15 protein-coding genes are annotated in these 17,354 nt (G+C 68.8%); 10 read left to right on the top strand and 5 right to left on the bottom strand.

What is annotated here, in order from left to right; genetic code table 11:
- Positions 1-12: 12 nt before the first annotated feature.
- The 3 genes from NR810_RS29165 to NR810_RS29155 all read right to left on the bottom strand — a co-directional run bounded on the left by NR810_RS29165 (position 13) and on the right by NR810_RS29155 (position 2,511).
- Positions 13-273: a hypothetical protein gene (locus tag NR810_RS29165; protein WP_257457517.1), complete on the bottom strand. Its 261-nt coding sequence runs from the start codon at positions 271-273 to the stop codon at positions 13-15.
- 13 nt (positions 274-286) lie between these two features.
- Positions 287-1,726 (bottom strand): aldehyde dehydrogenase family protein, encoded by a 1,440-nt coding sequence (locus tag NR810_RS29160; RefSeq protein ID WP_257457516.1) that lies wholly within the window; start codon positions 1,724-1,726, stop codon positions 287-289.
- Between the two features lie 110 nt (positions 1,727-1,836).
- Complete coding sequence (locus NR810_RS29155) at positions 1,837-2,511, bottom strand: TetR/AcrR family transcriptional regulator (RefSeq protein ID WP_257457515.1); 675 nt, start codon at positions 2,509-2,511, stop codon at positions 1,837-1,839.
- Positions 2,512-2,618: 107 nt separating this feature from the next.
- Between NR810_RS29155 and NR810_RS29150 the strand changes: the two genes are divergently transcribed.
- Positions 2,619-3,236, top strand: a complete 618-nt coding sequence (locus tag NR810_RS29150; protein ID WP_257457513.1) for a phospholipase D-like domain-containing protein — start codon at positions 2,619-2,621, stop codon at positions 3,234-3,236.
- Here the strand turns inward: NR810_RS29150 and NR810_RS29145 are convergent.
- Together NR810_RS29145 and NR810_RS29140 are read right to left on the bottom strand one after the other, a co-directional pair.
- Entirely contained in the window at positions 3,233-3,910 is a 678-nt protein-coding gene (locus NR810_RS29145; protein WP_257457622.1) for a helix-turn-helix domain-containing protein, read from the bottom strand. The genes NR810_RS29150 and NR810_RS29145 overlap by 4 nt on opposite strands.
- Before the next feature lie 247 nt (positions 3,911-4,157).
- Positions 4,158-4,643: a helix-turn-helix domain-containing protein gene (locus NR810_RS29140; protein WP_306818596.1), complete on the bottom strand. Its 486-nt coding sequence runs from the start codon at positions 4,641-4,643 to the stop codon at positions 4,158-4,160.
- A 425-nt stretch (positions 4,644-5,068) separates the two neighbouring features.
- Between NR810_RS29140 and NR810_RS29135 the strand changes: the two genes are divergently transcribed.
- From NR810_RS29135 to NR810_RS29095, 9 genes are all read left to right on the top strand, one after another.
- Entirely contained in the window at positions 5,069-6,751 is a 1,683-nt protein-coding gene (locus NR810_RS29135) for a HEAT repeat domain-containing protein (RefSeq protein WP_257457512.1), read from the top strand.
- A 41-nt stretch (positions 6,752-6,792) separates the two neighbouring features.
- Positions 6,793-7,752, top strand: coding sequence for a ParA family protein (locus tag NR810_RS29130; protein ID WP_257457510.1), 960 nt, complete (start codon positions 6,793-6,795; stop codon positions 7,750-7,752).
- A 29-nt stretch (positions 7,753-7,781) separates the two neighbouring features.
- Positions 7,782-8,801, top strand: a complete 1,020-nt coding sequence (locus NR810_RS29125; protein WP_257457508.1) for an extensin-like protein — start codon at positions 7,782-7,784, stop codon at positions 8,799-8,801.
- 261 nt (positions 8,802-9,062) lie between these two features.
- Positions 9,063-10,262: a hypothetical protein gene (locus NR810_RS29120; RefSeq protein ID WP_257457506.1), complete on the top strand. Its 1,200-nt coding sequence runs from the start codon at positions 9,063-9,065 to the stop codon at positions 10,260-10,262.
- Entirely contained in the window at positions 10,262-11,020 is a 759-nt protein-coding gene (locus tag NR810_RS29115) for a ferritin-like domain-containing protein (RefSeq protein WP_257457504.1), read from the top strand. Before NR810_RS29120 ends, NR810_RS29115 begins: the two co-directional genes overlap by 1 nt.
- Positions 11,021-11,152: 132 nt before the next feature.
- A complete protein-coding gene (locus NR810_RS29110; RefSeq protein ID WP_306818595.1) occupies positions 11,153-11,686 on the top strand; it encodes a TspO/MBR family protein in 534 nt (177 codons plus the stop codon).
- 83 nt (positions 11,687-11,769) lie between these two features.
- Positions 11,770-12,681 carry an ABC transporter ATP-binding protein gene (locus NR810_RS29105; RefSeq protein ID WP_257457502.1) on the top strand — a complete coding sequence of 304 codons (912 nt, stop codon included), beginning with the start codon at positions 11,770-11,772 and terminating at the stop codon, positions 12,679-12,681.
- 13 nt (positions 12,682-12,694) lie between these two features.
- Positions 12,695-16,270 carry a M1 family aminopeptidase gene (locus tag NR810_RS29100; RefSeq protein ID WP_257457500.1) on the top strand — a complete coding sequence of 1,192 codons (3,576 nt, stop codon included), beginning with the start codon at positions 12,695-12,697 and terminating at the stop codon, positions 16,268-16,270.
- Positions 16,271-16,793: 523 nt separating this feature from the next.
- Entirely contained in the window at positions 16,794-17,348 is a 555-nt protein-coding gene (locus NR810_RS29095; protein ID WP_257457499.1) for a hypothetical protein, read from the top strand.
- The last annotated feature ends 6 nt before the right edge of the window (positions 17,349-17,354 follow it).

Below are 17,354 nucleotides of genomic sequence, written 5' to 3'. Positions count from 1 at the left end.
GGTCGGGGGTGCTCAGGGCTGGCGCTCCACCGCCGCGCCCAGCTTTTCGAGCAGCTCGCGGTACCAGGTGAAGGTCTGCTGCTTGTAGCCGCCATGACGCAACAGGTCTCTTCCCAGGCCGCGCACGGCGTCGTCGGCGCGCAGGGGCGCCCGGGCGTCCAGCTTCAGCAGCGCCACCAGCCACTCGGGCGAGGGGCTGGCGGACAGCGGGGACGGGATGGTGGCCGTGAAGACCACCGGGTCCAGCAGGGGATGGGGATCGACGGTGAACACGGCCGGCGTTCTACTACTCGAAGAGTCGGGTGGCCATGCGCTGCATCTTCCTCACCTTCTCCGTGTACGGCGGGAACATGGTGCGCAGGAAGGACAGGGGCCCCTGGCGCAGCACCGCCCGTTCGTGGCTGAAGGTGCGGAAGCCGAACTCGCCGTGGTAGTTGCCCACGCCGCTCTCGCCGATGCCGCCGAAGGGCAGATCCGCGTTGCTGAAGTGCACCACCGTGGTGTTCACGCACGTGCCGCCCGCGGACGTCTCCGACAGCAGCCGCTCGATGTTCTGGCGGTCGTGGCTGAAGATGTACATGGCCAGGGGCTTGGTGCCCTCGCGGATCTGCCGCACCGCCTCGTCCAGCCGCTGGTAGCGCAGCACCGGCAGCACCGGGCCGAAGATCTCCTCCTCCATGATGGGCGAGTCCGGCTTCACGTCCGCCAGCACCGTGGGGGCGATGTAGCGGCTGGTCGGGTCCGCCGTGCCGCCCTCCACCACGCGCACCCCGCTGGCCACCGAGCGCTCCAGCAGCTTGTTGACCCGGTTGAACTGACCGTCATCCACCATGCGGCAGAAGTCCGGCGTGGCCTTCCGCGCCTCCTCCGTCGTGCCGTAGAAGCGCGCGAGCGTCTGGCCCAGCTTCGAGAGGAACTCCGCCTCCTTCGAGGCGTGCACCATCACGTAGTCCGGCGCCACGCACGTCTGCCCGCCGTTGATGAACTTGCCGAAGGCGATGCGCTCGGCCGCGGCGTCGAGGTCCGCCGTCTCGTCCACCACGGCGGGCGACTTGCCGCCCAGCTCCAGCGTCACCCCGGCCAGGAACTTCGCCGCCGCCTCCATCACCTTGCGCCCCACCTTCGGGCCGCCGGTGAAGAAGAAGTGGTCGAAGGGCAGCTCCAGCAGCGCCTGGCTCACCTCCGGCCCACCCAGCGCCACCGTCACCTCGGACGGGTCGAACACGTCGCGGATGAGCTGGTCGATGAGGGCCGCCGTGTGCGGCGTCTTCTCGCTGGGCTTGAGCAGCACGCAGTTGCCCGCCGCCACCGCCGCCACCAGCGGCGCGATGAGCAGCTGGAAGGGGTAGTTCCATGGCGAGATGATGAGCACCACGCCCTTGGCCTCGTAGCGCACCTCGCTGCGCGTGCCGGTGAGCAGCACGGGCGTGCCCACCTTGCGCGGCTTCATCCACTTCGCCAGGTTCTTGACGATGTGGTCGATCTCCGTGAGCGCCATGAGGATTTCCGTCGTCTCCACCTCGGCGGCCGGCTTGCGGAAGTCCTTGTGGATGGCCTGATAGATGGCCTCGCGCCGCTCGACGATGGCGCGCCGCAGCTTCTCCAGCCGCGCGATGCGCTCCCGGGCGGTCGTCCTCGACATCTCCCAGCGCCGGGCCCGCAGGCGCTCGAAGGCTTCCTGGAAGGGGTTCTTCCGGGACTGCTCATCCATGCTCACCATGCGCATCGCTTCGTCTCCTCGGGTACCGCGTCCGCCTTCGGTTCCACCGCTCCCGGGCTCTACGTCATCCTCTATCGGCCCGGCCCGGGCGGGGCGATGGGAATGTTCACGGCTGGTCAGCGCGCTTCCAGCCCGCGCAGCAGGGTGGTGAGCGAGTCCGTCAGCTCCCGGGTGAAGTCCACCCGCAGGGGCTCGAGGTGGGGGGCGGCCTCGTGGACCGCGCGGGCCACGGGCGCCAGGTCCGCCATCTGCCGCAGGCCCGTCACCAGGGCATGCACCTGGAGGAAGAAGCGCACGCCCTCTCCCGCCTTCAGGAAGGCCAGCCGCTTCTCCACCAACGCCCCCGCCCGCACCACCGCCTCCAGCAACCGCTCCTTGAAGCCGCGCACCTGCTCCTCGGTGACGTTCTGCTCCAGCACCGTCTGCAGCCGGGCCAGCAGCCGCGTGAGCGACTCCTCTCCCTCCAGCGACTCCGCCAGCGTGCGCGCCACCCGCGCCCCCGTCCACCGGCTCTCGCCTCGCGACAGCGCCTCCTCCACCCGCGCGAACCAGGCGAAGAGCCGCTCCTCCAGGAGCGCCAGGAAGAGCGCCTCCTTCGTGGGGAAGTAGAGGAACACCGTCCCCTTGGCCAGCTGCGCCCGCTCCGCCACGTCCGCCATCTTCACCTCGGCGTACGAGCTGCCCTGGTAGAGCGCCATCGCCGCGTCCAGCAACTGCCGCCGCCGCGCCTCCTTGTCCTCTTCCTTCCGCGCTCGCTGGGGCATCACGCGCTTCGCGTCATTGCTGACCATGAGTCATCAGTTAAGGGGGCCCGGGTCGGCTGTCAAGTGACCCCAGGTCATTCACAGGGTCGGCCGGTAACCTCGCGCCGGTCCGCCCGGTGTGCGAGCATGTGTGCATGCGGCCCATTCAAGCGGAGCTCCTCGACGGTGGCGCGCTGTACCGGGAGGTGGTGCTCGGCAAGCTGGCGCACGCGCGCGAGTCGGTGTGGATCGCCACCGCGAACGTGAAGGCCATGTACGTGGAGCAGGCGGGGCGCTTCGTGCCACTGCTGCAGGTATTGGACGGGCTGGCGGCGCGTGGGGTGGCGCTGAGGCTGCTGCACGCGGAGCTGCCCAGCCGGCCCTTCCGGGCGGAGTTCGACAAGCGCGCGCGGCTGGTGAAGGGAGGGCTGGAGCTGAAGGTGTGCCCGCGCGTGCACTTCAAGGCGGTGCTGGTGGACGGGGCGTGGGCCTACCTGGGCAGCGCCAACCTCACCGGAGCGGGGCTGGGGGCCAAGGGCGAGGACGTGCGCAACTTCGAGCTGGGCTTCGTCACCGAGGACTTCGACGTCATCGACCGGACGACGGCCCTGTTCGAGTCGGTGTGGAGCGGGGCGGAGTGCCGGGGCTGCCGGCTGCGCGCGGTATGTCCGGATCCCATCCTGCCCGCGGGGGCGGAGGCGGCGAAGAAGGGCGCCGCCAACGGCATCCGCCTGGGCAAGACGCGGCGGCTGGTGCGCGGGCGCTCGCGTTAGAGCGTGTTGCGGTGCCGGGCCCGCCAGGCGCTGGGGGACTCCCCGGTCATCTTGCGGAACAGGCTGCTGAAGTGCTGGAGCGACGCGCACCCCACCTCCACGGCCACCGCGGTGAGCTTGGCGTCGCTCTCCAGCAGGAGCGACTGGGCGGTGCGCACCTGCACGGTGTTGAGCTCGGACTGGAAGGAGGTGCCGGCCTCGCGCAGGCGCCGCTGGAGGGTGCGCTCGGACATGCCCAGCTCCCGGGCGATCTCCGCGAGGTTGGCCCCCACCAGCCGGTTGCGCAGCACCCGGTGCAGCTCGCCGAGCACCGGGGACTGCCCCATGGCCTGCATCACCAGGTCGTTCAACTTGTTCATGAGCGACTGGGCCTCGTCCAGGGGACGGCCCAGCCAGGCGAGTGCCTCGAGCGGCTCGGCGAAGGCGCGGGTGGGGTAGCCGGAGCTGACGAGGCTGTAGAAGCCGCCCACCACCGCGCCCGTCATTCCCTCGGGCCGCACCAGGGCCTGACGCTTCACCGTCTGGGAGAAGCCGTTGATGCGCGGCACCATGTACTTCACCAGCACGGAGAGGCCGTTGGCGTCCGGAGCCTCCACGCGGCGCGTGTCCACCAGCGACACATGGGGGAGCGCGGGCGCGAGCTCCACGTCCAGCACCTGGGTGAGCCGCTGGATCTGCGTCTCCCCCGGTCTTCCCCACACGATGAACCCGCATAACTCGGCCGACGCGTACCAATGGAGGAAGTTCTCCCCCGTGAGGTAGTGACCGATGGGTTCTCGGAGATAGTCGTCGAGTCCTGCTGCGGGGCGCACGGTGCGGCAGCATAGCGCCTGACGAGCCGGGCGACCCATGTGGGATGGAGGGAGGTCCACCAGACGACCGATCCAGCTGCCCGGACGGGTGGCCTCCCTGGAGACGGGCTCAGTCCTCGCGGCGGAGCGTGGCGGCCACCAGGGACAGGGCGCGGAGCTGGGTGGGATTCAGCTTGCGGACATGCCGCATCAACCGCCGCATCTGCGGGCCCTCGTCATGGGGTGGGGGGAGGGGCGCCTCGGCCCAGGCGGGCGTATGGGGGGAGCCGAGCGCCAGCAGCGCATCGGCGGGCAGGTGCAGGGCCAGGCACAGCCGCCGCAGCGTGGGGACGCTGGGCATCAGCAGCCCCCGCTCCAACCGCCCGTACACCTCGGTGGCCACCCCGATACGCTCGGCCACGTCCGCCTGCGTCAGCCCTGCCCGCTGCCGCGCCTCCCGGGCCGAGTCTCCCAATGCCTTGGCCAGCTTCTGCTTGGCCTCTCGCTTTCCTCGGGGTGCGCCAGCCTGGGGAACTGCCTCCTTGCCCCGCGTGGCGCGCCGGGAGGTGGAGGACGACTGCTCGGGGGGGACTGGAAAAGTAGTCTTCGACGCCATGGATCCTCTTGGCTCCGTCCTGACTCACGTCCTGACTCATGAGGTTATATGACTTATTGAGTCATGTGTCAGCGGATAACTTTTGAAGTCGGTTGGCGGAAACACCTCTTTTCCTGGCCCTGTCCAATGTCCATGCCAGGGCGGGCGGGGAAGGGTGTTGCCTATTTCAAGGAGGCGGGCGCTCGCTCCGCTCCTCGTCCCGGGGGCGCGAGCGCTCGGAGGCCCGAGAAATCGGCCCCGGCGCGATTGTCAATCCCCCAGGTGGGTCCATTCGGAAAAGTCCCAACCATTTCAGGGGTTTACCTCTCATGACGGTCTGACATATGGTGGCGCCCTCCCGGAGGTTCCCGGGTACCGGAGTCCCCTGCGTTCCCAGGCGCGGGGCTCCTGGTGTGCCACGGGTTTAGGAGAGGGCTGATCAGGCCGTGAGCGACGAGCGTCCGGACGCGCTGCTCAAGAGCGCACTCGAAAAGATCGTCTACTTCGAGGCCCGTGCCGAGCAGCTGCACCACGAGCTGATGTCCACGCACGAGGAGCTGGAGCACCTGCGGCGCGAGCTGTCCCACTCGGAACAGCGCGAGCTGGCCCTGCGGCGCGAGGTGGCGGAGCTGGAGGTGCGCGTGGGCCGGATGAGCGCCGAGCGTGAAGAGCTCACGCGCCTCAACCAGGCCCTGCGCACCGAGCGCAGCCAGCTGCTCGGCAAGCTGCTGGAGGCCAGCCGCATCCGCGCCTCGGACCGGCGCGAGCGCGACGAGGACGAGGAGGACGACCTGGGCATCGACCTGGCCTCGTTCATCTCGCAGCTGCGCAGCGAGGCGCTCGGCCGCCCGGCGGTGACCGCGGCCCAGTTCCCCTGGCCCTCGCAGGCCGAGGTGGAGCAGGCCCCCGCGCTCGCGGTGGTGGGGGCGGCCGGGGCGGCGGCGAACGTCTCTCCCGTGGTGCAGCACGCCCAGCGCCTCATGTTGGAGGGGCGGCTGGCGGTGAGCCCGGGGCAGATGGCGGAGCTCGGCGGTGGCAGCGACGAGACCCTCTTCGGCTTCTCCGTGCGCGAGCTGTCGGCGCCGGATGCCACTTCGCGCGTGCGCGCCGCCGAGCGCCTCAAGGCCCTGGGCCAGCCGGCCGCCGCGCCCGCGCTCGCCACCGCGCTGCACGCGGAGACGGACCCCACGGTCCAGGTGGCCCTGCTGGCCGCCTTCTCCGAGGTGGGCAAGGAGCAGGGGGCCTCGGTGGTGTCGCCCCTGCTGGCCTCCTCCGTCCCCGAGGTGCGCATCGCCGCCCTCAAGGCGCTGCTCACCCTGTCGCCCCTGGAGGCCGCGCCCCACCTCGCCCAGGCCGTGAAGGACCCGGACCGCTCCGTGCGCCGGCGCGCCTCGCTGCTGGCGCTCGGGCTGGAGGGGGAGGGCGCCCGGCGTCTCGGCGAGGAGGCCATCCACGACCCGGACGCCGAGGTGCGCAGCCTCGCCGCCCTGGCTCTTGGGGCCGGCAGTGGGGAGTCCGCCCGGTCGATGCTGCTGGAGGCCCTCAAGGACCCTGAAGTGCGTGTGCGCCGCTCGGCCGCGCAGAGCCTCTCGCGCATCCTCGGCCAGGACGTCTCCTCCGTGGTGGACATGGACGAGGGCCGGCGCCGCCGGGAGATCCGCCGGCTCGCGGGGCTCCCCGTGCAGCCCGTGCGGGCCTCCCTCGCCCCGAAGGCTCCGCCGCCGCCCGTGCGCGCCCCCGAGCCCGCTCCGGCCCCTGCCCCGGTGGCCGCCGTCCGCGCGCTGCCCCCCGTGGCTCCGCCGCCGGTCCCGGTGGTGCGTTCCGCGCCCGCCGCCGCCGCATCGGTCCGGAGCGCGGTACAGGCCGTCCGGACGGCCGCCACTCCCGTGGCACCCAAGCAGGCGGCGGTCCAGTCCGCACCGCGTCCCGCGGCCCGGAAGGCGGCCTCGCCGGTGGAGGCCCTGTGCGGTCCCCTGATGTCGGAGATTCGCGCGGCCATCCGGGGCCGCTCGCTCGGTGAGCTGGCCTCGGGGGTCTCCGCGTCCGCCGAGGTAGCCGAGGAGGCGCTCGCCCTGTTGGTCGCCAGGGGAGCGATCGTGCGGCGAGGTCACAAATACTTCGCCGCTTGAGGCAAGGTATGCGCCCTTAAGGGTTCGACGAAGGGTTCTCCATGGATGCGCCGACGTACAGCACCAAGCAGGTCGCCGAGATGCTCGGCCTGCCGCCAAAGTCCATCGCCTCGGTGCTGAAGCAGGACAGCTACACCGGCACGGAGGTGTGGGCGTTGCGGGCGCAGCTCGGCGCGTACCCGCAGCCGCTCGGCCGGCGCAAGCAGCTCTTCCTCAACTTCAAGGGCGGTACGGGCAAGACGTCCCTGTCCACCTCCTATGCCTGGCGCCTGGCGGAGCTGGGCCACAACGTCCTCATCGTCGACCTCGACAGCCAGGGCCACGCCACCAAGTGCCTGGGCTTCGAGGGCGAGGACTTCGACAAGACGCTCCTCAACGTGCTGGTGCGCAAGTCACCCATGTCGGAGGTCATCCAGAAGTCCTCCCTGCCCAACCTGCACTTCGTGCCCTCCAACCTCACCATGTCCACGGTGGACCTGGCGCTGATGCCCATGGCGGGGCGTGAGTTCAAGCTGCGCAACGCCCTCAAGGAGGTGGAGGCCCAGTACGACGTCATCGTCTTCGACGCGCCACCGTCCTTCGGGCTGCTCAACCTCAACGCGCTGATGGCGGCCAACGACCTGTTCGTCCCGGTGCTGGCCGACTTCCTCTCCTTCCACGGCCTCAAGCTGCTCTTCGAGACGGTGCAGAGCCTGGAGGAGGACCTCAACCACGTGCTGGACCACGTCTTCATCGTGGTCAACTCCTTCAACGCCACCTTCAAGCTGGCCAAGGAGGCGCTGGAGGCGCTGCAGACGCATTACCCGGAGTACCTGCTGCCGACGATCATCCGGCAGTGCACGAAGTTCGCGCAGGCCTCGAGCGAGGGCCGGCCCGTCTTCGTGGCGGACCCGTCTTCCAAGGGGGCCACCGACATCGAGGCCCTCATCCAGAACGTACTTCCGCGCTTGCGAGCGAACGCGGCTCCCGGTAGCGATACCGGTGCGCAGCAGGCCGGTTGACGTCCACCTTTCCGCTCTCGAGCCCGTCCATGAAGAAGGCCTTCGAACAGAACGTGTCCCGCGCCAAGCCGCGCCTCCGCCTGGGGGCGTTCACCGGTGTAGTCGACCCCGTCGCGCCCGACGAGGCGCAGGAGCCCGAGGCGCAGGTGCAGGCGCCCGAGCAGGAGCAGGCTCCGGAGCAGTCCGTGGAGCCCGAGCAGGCCCGGGCCCCCGAGCCGCCGCGGGCCCCCGAGCCGGCTCCGGCTCCGGCCAATGACCTGTCCACCGAGGTGCGTGCCCGCATCGAGCGCGCCCGCGCCCATCAGGCGGTGGAGGTGGCCGCCCCGGTGGCGCACGTGGAGGCGCCCGAGCACGAGGTGGAGGTGCAGACGCCGGCCCCGCCCCGTGAGGAGCTGGACTCCCACGCCCGCCGCGAGCGGCTGAAGGAGCGCCTCAAGGCGGTGCGCGAGAACCCGCGTCCCGAGCCCCTGCCGGCCAGCGTGGCCGAGGCGGGCCTGCGTGCGGTGGAGCGCATCTCCGCGCTGCAGGCGGAGCTCACGAAGGTGAAGGCGCTCAACCTCTCGCTCACGCAGGAACTGGAGGTGTCGCGGCGCCAGGCGGAGAAGGCCACGGAGGAGGCCCGTCTGCGCATGGACGAGGCGCGCCGGCTGGCCACCGACATGGAGGGCCGGGTGAAGCTGCTGGCCGACCTCGAGCGCGAGCTGGCGGCGCTGGAGGGCGAGCGAGACGAGGCCCTGCTGTCGCTGCAGGAGGCGCGTCAGGCCATGCAGGCGTCCGCACAGGAGCGCATGACGCTGGAGGCCGCCGTCGCCGAGGCCAAGAAGGCCCTGGCCGACAGCCTCTCCGAGGAGGAGCGGCTCGCCGGCGAGCTGGAGGCGGCCAAGGACGATGCCTCCGCGTTGCGCCGTGCCGTGGACGCGCTCCAGGGCGAGCGGGACGTGCTGGCCCAGCAGGTGGCCTCGCTCACCGCCGAGCGCGCCGAGCTGCTCGAGGCCCGCAAGGCGCTCGAGGCCGTGCACCGCGCCCTCAGCCACGCCGTGGTGCGCTGAGCTCCCGCGACTTCCTCGCGCCGTGCCCCGCAAGCCCGCCTGGGTCCTCGTGACCCGGCGGGCTTCGTCGTTTCTCGTGGCGCGTGGCTCGTGGAGCGTCCGGGCGGCCGAGCCGTCGTCATGCCCCATGCCATCCGGGCGAAGACGGTTGGCTGCGTTGCCGGAGCTGGGAGTGCGTCTGAGCTTTACCCGCGAACCCGGGGGGCCTGGGGCCCTTCCGGCCGAACGCGCATCCCCGAGCGACAGATAAAGGAGTCATACGTGGCCCTGGACCTCTTCAAGGAGAAGGGTGTCTCGCTGGATCGCCAGAAGTTCACCTGGAAGGATCTCACGCGGCGCACCATCAGCAAGCTGGACGACGACGCCTTCACGCGAGTGCGCGTCATCCTGATGAACGGCATCGAAGCCGAGTCGGTGCGCTTCAGCCACGCGTGCGCCCGGATGAACCGCGAGCTGCGTGAACCTCTCGCCATCATCCGCCGGGTGGAGCACTTCCAGCAGACGGTGGTCAACTGGTTGAACCCCCCGAACCAGAACCCGATCGAGACCACGCTCGGCTACGAGCAGACGGCCATCGAGGTGACGGCGAGCGTGGCGCAGCACGAGCCGGATCCGTACCTGGCGCAGGCCTACCGCTTCGGGATGCTCGAGGACTTCGATCACCTCTACCGCTACTCGGCGCTGTACGACCGGCTGACGGGGAGGGATCCGAACTACATCGTCCAGAGCTACACGGACATCATCCCCGGGCGGCCCACGGTGGTCGAGCACCGCCACCCGCTGGACGACGTGCGCCGGCCCTATGACGCGCGCACCGCGGAGCCCATCACCAAGCTCAACGCGCTGACCATCGTCTCGGCGGAGAACCAGGTCCACACCTACTACATGAACATCGGGCCCATGTTCTCCGACCCGGTGGCGCGCATGCTCTACGCGGAGATCGCCGCCATCGAGGAGCAGCACGTCACGCAGTACGAGTCGCTGAGCGACCCGGGCGAGACGTGGCTGGAGAAGTGGCTGCTGCACGAGGCCACCGAGGTCTACAACTACTACAGCTGCCTGCACTACGAGTCGAACCCGCGCATCAAGGAAGTGTGGCAGCGGTTCGTGGACTACGAGCTGGGACATCTGCACTACGTGATGGAGCTCTTCCAACGGTTGGAGGGGAGGGATCCGGCGGAAGTGCTGCCCCGGGAGCTGCCGGAGCCGGTGCGCTTCGACAGCCACCGCGAGTTCGTGCGCCAGGTGCTGCGCGACGAGGAGGGCCTGAGCGCGAAGGGCACCGAGTTCGTGCCGCGCGCCGAGGAGGCGGAGCGCACGGTGCTCTACCGCCAGCAGCTCAATTCGGAGGGCTCGCCGTCCGACATCGCCTCCGCGGGTTACCGGTGGCGTCCGGGCACCGAGCTGGCTGACGAGGCCGAGCGTGTGTCCACCACCATGGTCGAGGGGAGGATTCAGTAATGGAGCGCAAGGCGAGCGAGTTGGGGATGAACCGGACGGGAATCCAGACCTCTCCGGTGCACAGCAAGAAGGCCATCGAGGGCGCCGAGCAGAGGCCGCCCAGCAGCCTGGGTGATGCCTCGGGTATCTGGAAGGTGCGCCAGGAGTTCTCCCGGGAGGTGGACGGCTTGGGCTCGGTGCCACCTCCGGGAACCCTGAAGGGGATGGCCAAGACGGCGGTGGACCTGCTGAAGGGAGGACGGTCCCAGGTCTTCATCGACAAGCTGGGGCAGCGCGCGGGCTTCGAGCGCACGGGGGTCCGGCTGTACGAGGCGGCCCTGTCGAAGCTGGACGTGTTCGGCACGTGGGAGGGAGGACCCTCACGGGAGCAGCTGGAGAAGATCCGCCTGGATGAGCTGTCGCACTTCGCGCTGGTGAAGCGGTGCATCGAGAAGCTGGGGGGAGACCCCACGGCGCTCACGCCGGCGGCGGAGCTGCAGGCGAACATGTCGGAAGGCGTGCCCAAGATGCTGGTGGATCCGCACGTCAACCTGCTGCAGTCGCTGGAGGGGCTGCTGACGGCGGAGCTGGTGGACAACGCGAGCTGGGAGCTGCTCATCCAGCTGGCGCGGGAGCTGGGGCACAACGGGCTGGCGGACGACTTCCAGCGGGCGTTGGAGGTGGAGCAGGAGCACCTGGTGCTGGTGCGCAGCTGGCTGGCGTCCGGGACGCGGCTGGAGGCGAGGATCGGCGAGGAGGCCGCGGGAGCGCCTGTCTAGCCGTCGTCGCCCCCTCTCCCTCTGGGAGAGGGCTGGGGTGAGGGATTTCCCTCGCGAGAAGAGAGCCCGGCTCCAGGAGGAAGGCGACTTCCTCCGGAGCCGGTTCCCGTTCAGGCACGCTTGGAGGCAGAGATGATGCAGGAGCCGTACGACCTGAGCAGTCCGTCGCTCACGACGCTGAAGAACCCCTCGCTGCGCACGGAGTCGCTCGTGGCCCTGGGTGCCTTCGGAGCCCTGACCACGGGGGCGGCGGTGCTGGGAGCGCGGGCCTCGAACAGCTCGCAGCTCTGGTACCGGAAGCTGCGCAAACCCTCCTTCCAGCCGCCCTCGTGGGTCTTCGGACCGGTGTGGACGGCGCTGTACGGACTGATGTCCTTCTCGGCGTGGCGGGTGTGGAACGGGCCCGCGGGCCGGAAGCGCTCCTGGGCGCTCATGCTCTGGGGGCTTCAGCTCGGCTTCAACGCGCTCTGGTCGCCGCTCTTCTTCGGCAAGCACCGCCAGAGGGCGGCCCTGGCGGACATCGCCGCACTGGGGGTGAGCCTCGCCGCGTACACGGCGACGGCGCGAGAGGTGGACCGGGGCGCGGCGTGGATGATGGCGCCCTACCTCGCCTGGGTGGGTTTCGCCAGCGCGCTCAACGAGGAGATCGTCCGACTCAACCCCTGAAGTCTGGTGGAGCCGGGGTGTCGAGCAGTGGACGGAGCGCGGCAGGACCTTCCATGATGCCCTTCTCACTTTCGGAGGGCTCAATGGAGCTCCGCATCCAGAACCTGTCCAAGCGCTACCCGAACGGCACGCAGGCGCTGCAGGACGTCACGCTCACCATCAAGCCCGGCATGTTCGGGCTGCTCGGCCCCAACGGGGCGGGCAAGTCCACGCTGATGCGCACGCTGGCCACCCTCCAGGAGGCGGACAGCGGCAGCGCGTTCCTCGGCGACATCGACATGCTGAAGGACAAGGACGGGGTGCGCCGGGTATTGGGCTACCTGCCCCAGGACTTCGGCCTCTATCCGAAGGTGACGGCGGAGGAGCTGCTCAACCACCTGGCGACGCTCAAGGGCATCTCGAACCCCTTCGAGCGCAGGAAGGTGGTGGACGCGCTGCTGCACCAGACGAACCTGCACCACGCGCGCCGCAAGCAGCTGGGAGGCTTCTCCGGAGGCATGCGCCAGCGCTTCGGCATCGCCCAGGCGCTGCTGGGCAACCCCAAGCTGCTCATCGTGGACGAGCCCACGGCGGGTCTGGATCCGGAGGAGCGCGTCCGCTTTCACAACCTGCTGAGTGAAATCGGGCAGGACGTCATCGTCATCCTCTCCACGCACATCGTCTCGGACGTGAGGGATCTGTGCCCGCAGATGGCGGTGCTCAACGGGGGCCGGGTGCTGCTCACCGGCGCGCCCGAGGACATCATCGCCCGGCTGGAGGGCCGCATCTGGAAGAAGTTCGTGGACAAGGCGGAGCTGTCGGGCTTGCAGTCCGCGTTGCCGGTCATCTCCCACCGGCTGCTGATGGGACGCACGCTCGTCCACGTCTACAGCGAGGGTGCGCCGGACGGCTCCTTCTCTCCGGCGGTGCCGGACCTGGAGGACGCCTACTTCGCGACCATCAAGGGCCACCTGGCGCAGGACGCCGCTTCCGCTCCTCGCGTGGCCGTGGGCTGAGGGACCACCACACATGCTCACGATCGCCCTCTTCGAGCTGCGTCGGCGGCTCAAGATGCTGTCCACCTGGGTCTACTTCGGCATCTTCTTCGTGCTCGCCTGCCTCGCGATGAACGCGGCGGGAGGCGCCTTCAAGACGGTGATGTTCGGCGCGGCGGGAGGCAGCAAGGTGCTCGCCAACTCGCCCTTCTCGTTGAACTCGCTGCTCACCCTGCTCGGCTTCGCCGGAGTCATCATCACCGGTGGAGTGATGGGGCAGGCGGTGTACCAGGACTTCGCCAATGGGACGCACCCGCTCTTCTTCACCGCGCCCATCTCGCGGGTGCAGTACCTGCTCGGGCGCTTCCTGGGAGCGCTGCTCACGCTGCTGCTCATCTTCTCGAGCATCGGCCTGGGGGCGAGGTTCGGCGCCACCATGCCCTGGCTGGACCAGAGCCTGATTGGCCCCACGGTGTCGGGCTCCTACCTGCGGCCCTACCTCCTCAGCATCCTGCCGAACCTGTTCTTCACCGGTGCGCTCTTCTTCGGGATGGCCGCGCTCACGCGCCGCATCCTCCCCGTCTACGTGGCGAGCGTGGTGTTGCTCGTGGGCTACCTGATAGGCAGCAGCCTGCTGCGGGAGCTGGACACGAAGTGGGTGGCCGCGCTGGTGGACCCGTTCGGCATGAACGCGCTGCGCCTGCTGACGGAGTACTGGACGGTGGCGGAGAAGAACACGCGCCTGGTGCCGCTCGAGGGCTGGTTCCTCGCCAACCGCCTGCTCTGGGTCTCGGTGGGGGCCGCCGTGCTCGGCTACACGCTCGTGCGCTTCCAGCGCACCCACGCGCTGGCGGGAGGCCGCTCGGCGGAGACGCCGGCCGAGTCCTCTTCCGGGCAGGTACCGCTCGCGTCCCTCTCCGTCTCGCGTGACTTCCGGGGCGCCACCTACCTGCGGATGCTGCCGCGCCTGGCGTGGCTGGACCTGAAGGAGACGGTGAAGAACGTCTACTTCCTGGTGATCGTTCTGGCGGGCGTCATCTTCGTGCTGGGGACCTCGCGCGTCATCGGCGTGATGTTCGGCACCGCCGTCTACCCGGTGACATACATGGTGCTGGAGCTGGTGGGCGGCACCTTCGCGCTCTTCCACTTCATCATCATCACCTTCTATTCGGGCGAGCTCATCTGGCGCGAGCGGGACGCGCGGATGAACCAGCTCTACGACTCGCTGCCCGTGCCCGGGTGGCTGCCCTTCGCCTCGAAGCTGCTGGCGCTCATGGGCGTGCAGGTGCTGCTCAACGCGGTGGTGCTCGTCTGCGGCATGCTGGTGCAGCTCTTCCACGGCTACACGAACTTCGAGCTCGGCCTCTACGCGACGGACCTCTTCGGCTACCGGCTGTTGGACTTGTGGCTGCTGTGCGTGCTGGCGGTGCTCGTGCACGTGCTGGTGAACCACAAGTACGTGGGCCACTTCGTGATGGTGCTCTACCTGCTGGCGGGCCAGTTCGCCTCGGAGTTCGGCTTCCAGCACAACCTCTACAAGTACGGCACCGCGCCGCCGGAGACGTACTCGGACATGAACGGCTTCGGTCCGTTCGTGGCGCAGATGGTGTGGTTCCGCGCGTACTGGGCGCTCGCCGCGCTGGCGCTGGCCTTCGTCACGCACCTGCTCTGGGTGCGAGGCACCGAGACGCATGTGCGCTGGCGGTTGCGGCTGGCGGGCGCGAGGGCCTCGCTGCCGGTGCGGGCGGGCCTGGCGCTGTCGGTGGTGGCGGCGGTGGGGGCGGGTGCCTTCATCTTCCACAACACCAACCGGCTCAACACCTTCAAGACGGAGCACGAGGACCAGGCGGAGAACGCCGACTACGAGAAGCAATACAAGACATTGGCGAAGGTGGCGCAGCCGCGCATCGTCTCGGTGAAGGTGGAGATGGACCTGTTCCCCGAGGAGCCGCGCATGAGGGCGCGAGGCACCTTCGGGCTGGTCAACAAGACGGCCGAGCCGGTGAAGACGGTGTACGTCAACCTGCCGCCGGAGCTGAAGGTGTACCGGATGGTGGTGGCGGGAGCGGAGACGCCGAGCGCACAGGACACGCGGCTGGGCTTCTTCACGTACACGCTGCCCACGCCGCTGGCGCCGGGGGCCTCGGCCGAGCTCCAGTTCGAGCTGGGGATGGAGCCGAAGGGCTTCCGCAACACGGGGGCGGTGACGTCGCTGGTGGAGAACGGCACCTTCCTCAACAGCGGCGTGCTGCCGTCGCTCGGATATTCGGAGGGCCGGGAGCTCCAGGACGATCAGCAGCGCAAGAAGCAGGGATTGGCCCCGCGGCCGCACATGGCGGACGCGAGTGACATGGAGGCCCGGCGCAACACATACATCGCCTCGGACTCGGACTGGGTGACCTTCGAGGCGACGGTGAGCACCTCGCCGGACCAGATCGCCCTGGCACCCGGCTACCTCCAGAAGGAGTGGACGGAGAACGGCCGCCGCTACTTCCGCTACACGATGGACAGCCCGATCCTGAACTTCTACTCGTTCCTGTCGGCGCGCTACGAGGTGAAGCGGGACAAGTGGAACGACGTGGCCATCGAGGTGTTCCATCACCCGGGTCACGCTTACAACGTGGACGGGATGATCCAGGCGGTGAAGGACTCGCTGGACTACTACACGAAGAACTTCGGGCCGTATCAGCACCGGCAGGTGCGCATCCTGGAGTTCCCGAGGTACGCGCGCTTCGCCCAATCGTTCCCCAACACCATTCCCTACTCGGAGAGCATCGGGTTCATCGCGAAGGTGGATCCGGAGGATCCCGAGGACGTGGACTATCCCTACTACGTGACGGCGCACGAGGTGGCGCACCAGTGGTGGGCGCACCAGGTCATCGGCGGGAACGTGCAGGGCTCGACGATGCTGTCCGAGACGCTGTCGCAGTACTCGGCGCTGATGGTGATGAAGAAGAAGTTCGGCGCGGAGAAGATGGGGCGCTTCCTGCGCTACGAGCTGGACGAGTACCTGCGGGGACGCACCTTCGAGCGCAAGCAGGAGATGCCGCTGGTGAAGGTAGAGAACCAGGGGTACGTGCACTACAAGAAGGGCAGCCTCGTGATGTACGCGCTGCAGGACTACGTGGGGGAGGAGAACGTGAACCGCGCGTTGTCCACGTACCTGAAGAAGGTGGGGTTCCAGCAGCCGCCCTTCACGAGCTCACTGGAGCTGGTGGCCGAGCTGAGGGCGGTGACACCGGAGCACCTGCAATACGTCATCCACGACTTCTTCGAGCGCCTGACGCTGTACGAGAACCGTGCGTTGAAGGCGACGTACACGGAGGTGGGGGGAGGGAAGTACGAGGTGAAGGTGACGGCGAAGGTGCGCAAGCTGGAGGCGAATGGAACGGGAACGGAGTCGGACCTGAAGCTGGCGGACTGGATGGATGTGGGAGTGCTCGATGAGGAGGGCAAGCCGCTCTATCTGGAGAAGGTTCAGGTGACGAAGGGGGACGTGGAGTTCACGGCGCTGGTGGACAAGCTTCCGGCGAGGGCGGGAGTGGATCCGTTCAACAAGCTGATCGACCGAAAGCCGAACGACAACACGGTGGTGGTGGAGAAGCTCTGAACCCCTCCCTCTCCCACCGGGAGAGGGTCGGGGTGAGGGTATGTGCGGGCCCCAGGCTGAATCCGTGTCAGCCCCCTCTCCCTCTGGGAGAGGGCCGGGGTGAGGGTCAATCCCAGGTGCAAGTGGATGACCCATCAGGTCGACCCGGGCACTTGACGTTTCAAGTCGTCCCTTCGATAATCCCGACATGTGAGGCGAGATCCGATCGACGAGCGTGTCAGAGGGGTTGGTTAGCCTTTCACGATGTGAGGGCGTGGTCGGGGGGGTGGAGAGGGATGAGAAGTACGTGGGCTGGGTGCGTTCGATGGAAAGGGTGGGCCTGCTCGACTCGTGGGAGCGGGTGTCGAGTGCAAGCATTGGCAGGAGCCCGTCGACTTCAGTCCGATCGCAAAGTTCAAGGTTCGGGTGGCTCGCAGCCCCTGCGCAACGTCCTGCTGTGGCACGGCAGGGACGTGTCTCTCGCGTGGCGAAAGGCCGTGGAGGAAGCCCTGGTGGACTACGAGTTGAAGGCGGAGGATCTGCGATGATTCCATGTCTCGTCATACGAGGAGTGGCGAACGCCCTGGTGTTCCGCAAGCTGCTCGAGCCGGAGTTCGGCCCCGAGCTGCGAGTGCTCGAGACAGACGTGTTCTCGGAGAGCGTCTCCCTGGCGAGGTCCGTCCTTGGCAATCGCAAGGCCATCGTGGCGCTCGTGGCGGGGACACGGTCGGCCGAGCGCCAGAAGATCCGCGAGCTATACCGCTTCCTCATCTACGCGCTGGTGCAGATCGACTATCCGGACCTGTGGAAGGTGGTCCTGGTGGTGCCGGACGCGGAGGTGCTGCTCTTCCAGGAGCCGAGCGTGCTGCGTCAGGTGCTCGGGCGGGAGCCGACGGAGGAGGAGGTGACCCGGGGACGGGCCGAGCCGCTCCTGGTGCTGGAGGAACTGCTCGGGCTCGAGAAGTTGCGCCTCGACGAGGAGCTGTGCCGGCGTCTGGAGACGGTGGACGTGAGTCCGCTGGCCGGGCACACGGCGGTCCAGCAGGTGCGGCAGTTCTTCCGGGACCACCGGGACGGGAGGGCCTCGCTGCCCTTCTGAATCACC

It is taken from the genome of Archangium lipolyticum, assembly GCF_024623785.1.
Lineage (GTDB): Bacteria > Myxococcota > Myxococcia > Myxococcales > Myxococcaceae > Archangium > Archangium lipolyticum.
This window is presented reverse-complemented; position numbering and strand designations above follow the sequence as displayed.

Coding starts and splice junctions, on each gene's coding strand:
- NR810_RS29160 (WP_257457516.1), bottom strand. CDS start 1,726: ATGCGCATGGTGAGCATGGATGAGCAGTCCCGGAAGAACCCCTTCCAG.
- NR810_RS29155 (WP_257457515.1), bottom strand. CDS start 2,511: ATGGTCAGCAATGACGCGAAGCGCGTGATGCCCCAGCGAGCGCGGAAG.
- NR810_RS29150 (WP_257457513.1), top strand. CDS start 2,619: ATGCGGCCCATTCAAGCGGAGCTCCTCGACGGTGGCGCGCTGTACCGG.
- NR810_RS29140 (WP_306818596.1), bottom strand. CDS start 4,643: ATGGCGTCGAAGACTACTTTTCCAGTCCCCCCCGAGCAGTCGTCCTCC.
- NR810_RS29130 (WP_257457510.1), top strand. CDS start 6,793: ATGGATGCGCCGACGTACAGCACCAAGCAGGTCGCCGAGATGCTCGGC.
- NR810_RS29125 (WP_257457508.1), top strand. CDS start 7,782: ATGAAGAAGGCCTTCGAACAGAACGTGTCCCGCGCCAAGCCGCGCCTC.
- NR810_RS29115 (WP_257457504.1), top strand. CDS start 10,262: ATGGAGCGCAAGGCGAGCGAGTTGGGGATGAACCGGACGGGAATCCAG.
- NR810_RS29110 (WP_306818595.1), top strand. CDS start 11,153: ATGATGCAGGAGCCGTACGACCTGAGCAGTCCGTCGCTCACGACGCTG.
- NR810_RS29105 (WP_257457502.1), top strand. CDS start 11,770: ATGGAGCTCCGCATCCAGAACCTGTCCAAGCGCTACCCGAACGGCACG.
- NR810_RS29100 (WP_257457500.1), top strand. CDS start 12,695: ATGCTCACGATCGCCCTCTTCGAGCTGCGTCGGCGGCTCAAGATGCTG.
- NR810_RS29095 (WP_257457499.1), top strand. CDS start 16,794: ATGATTCCATGTCTCGTCATACGAGGAGTGGCGAACGCCCTGGTGTTC.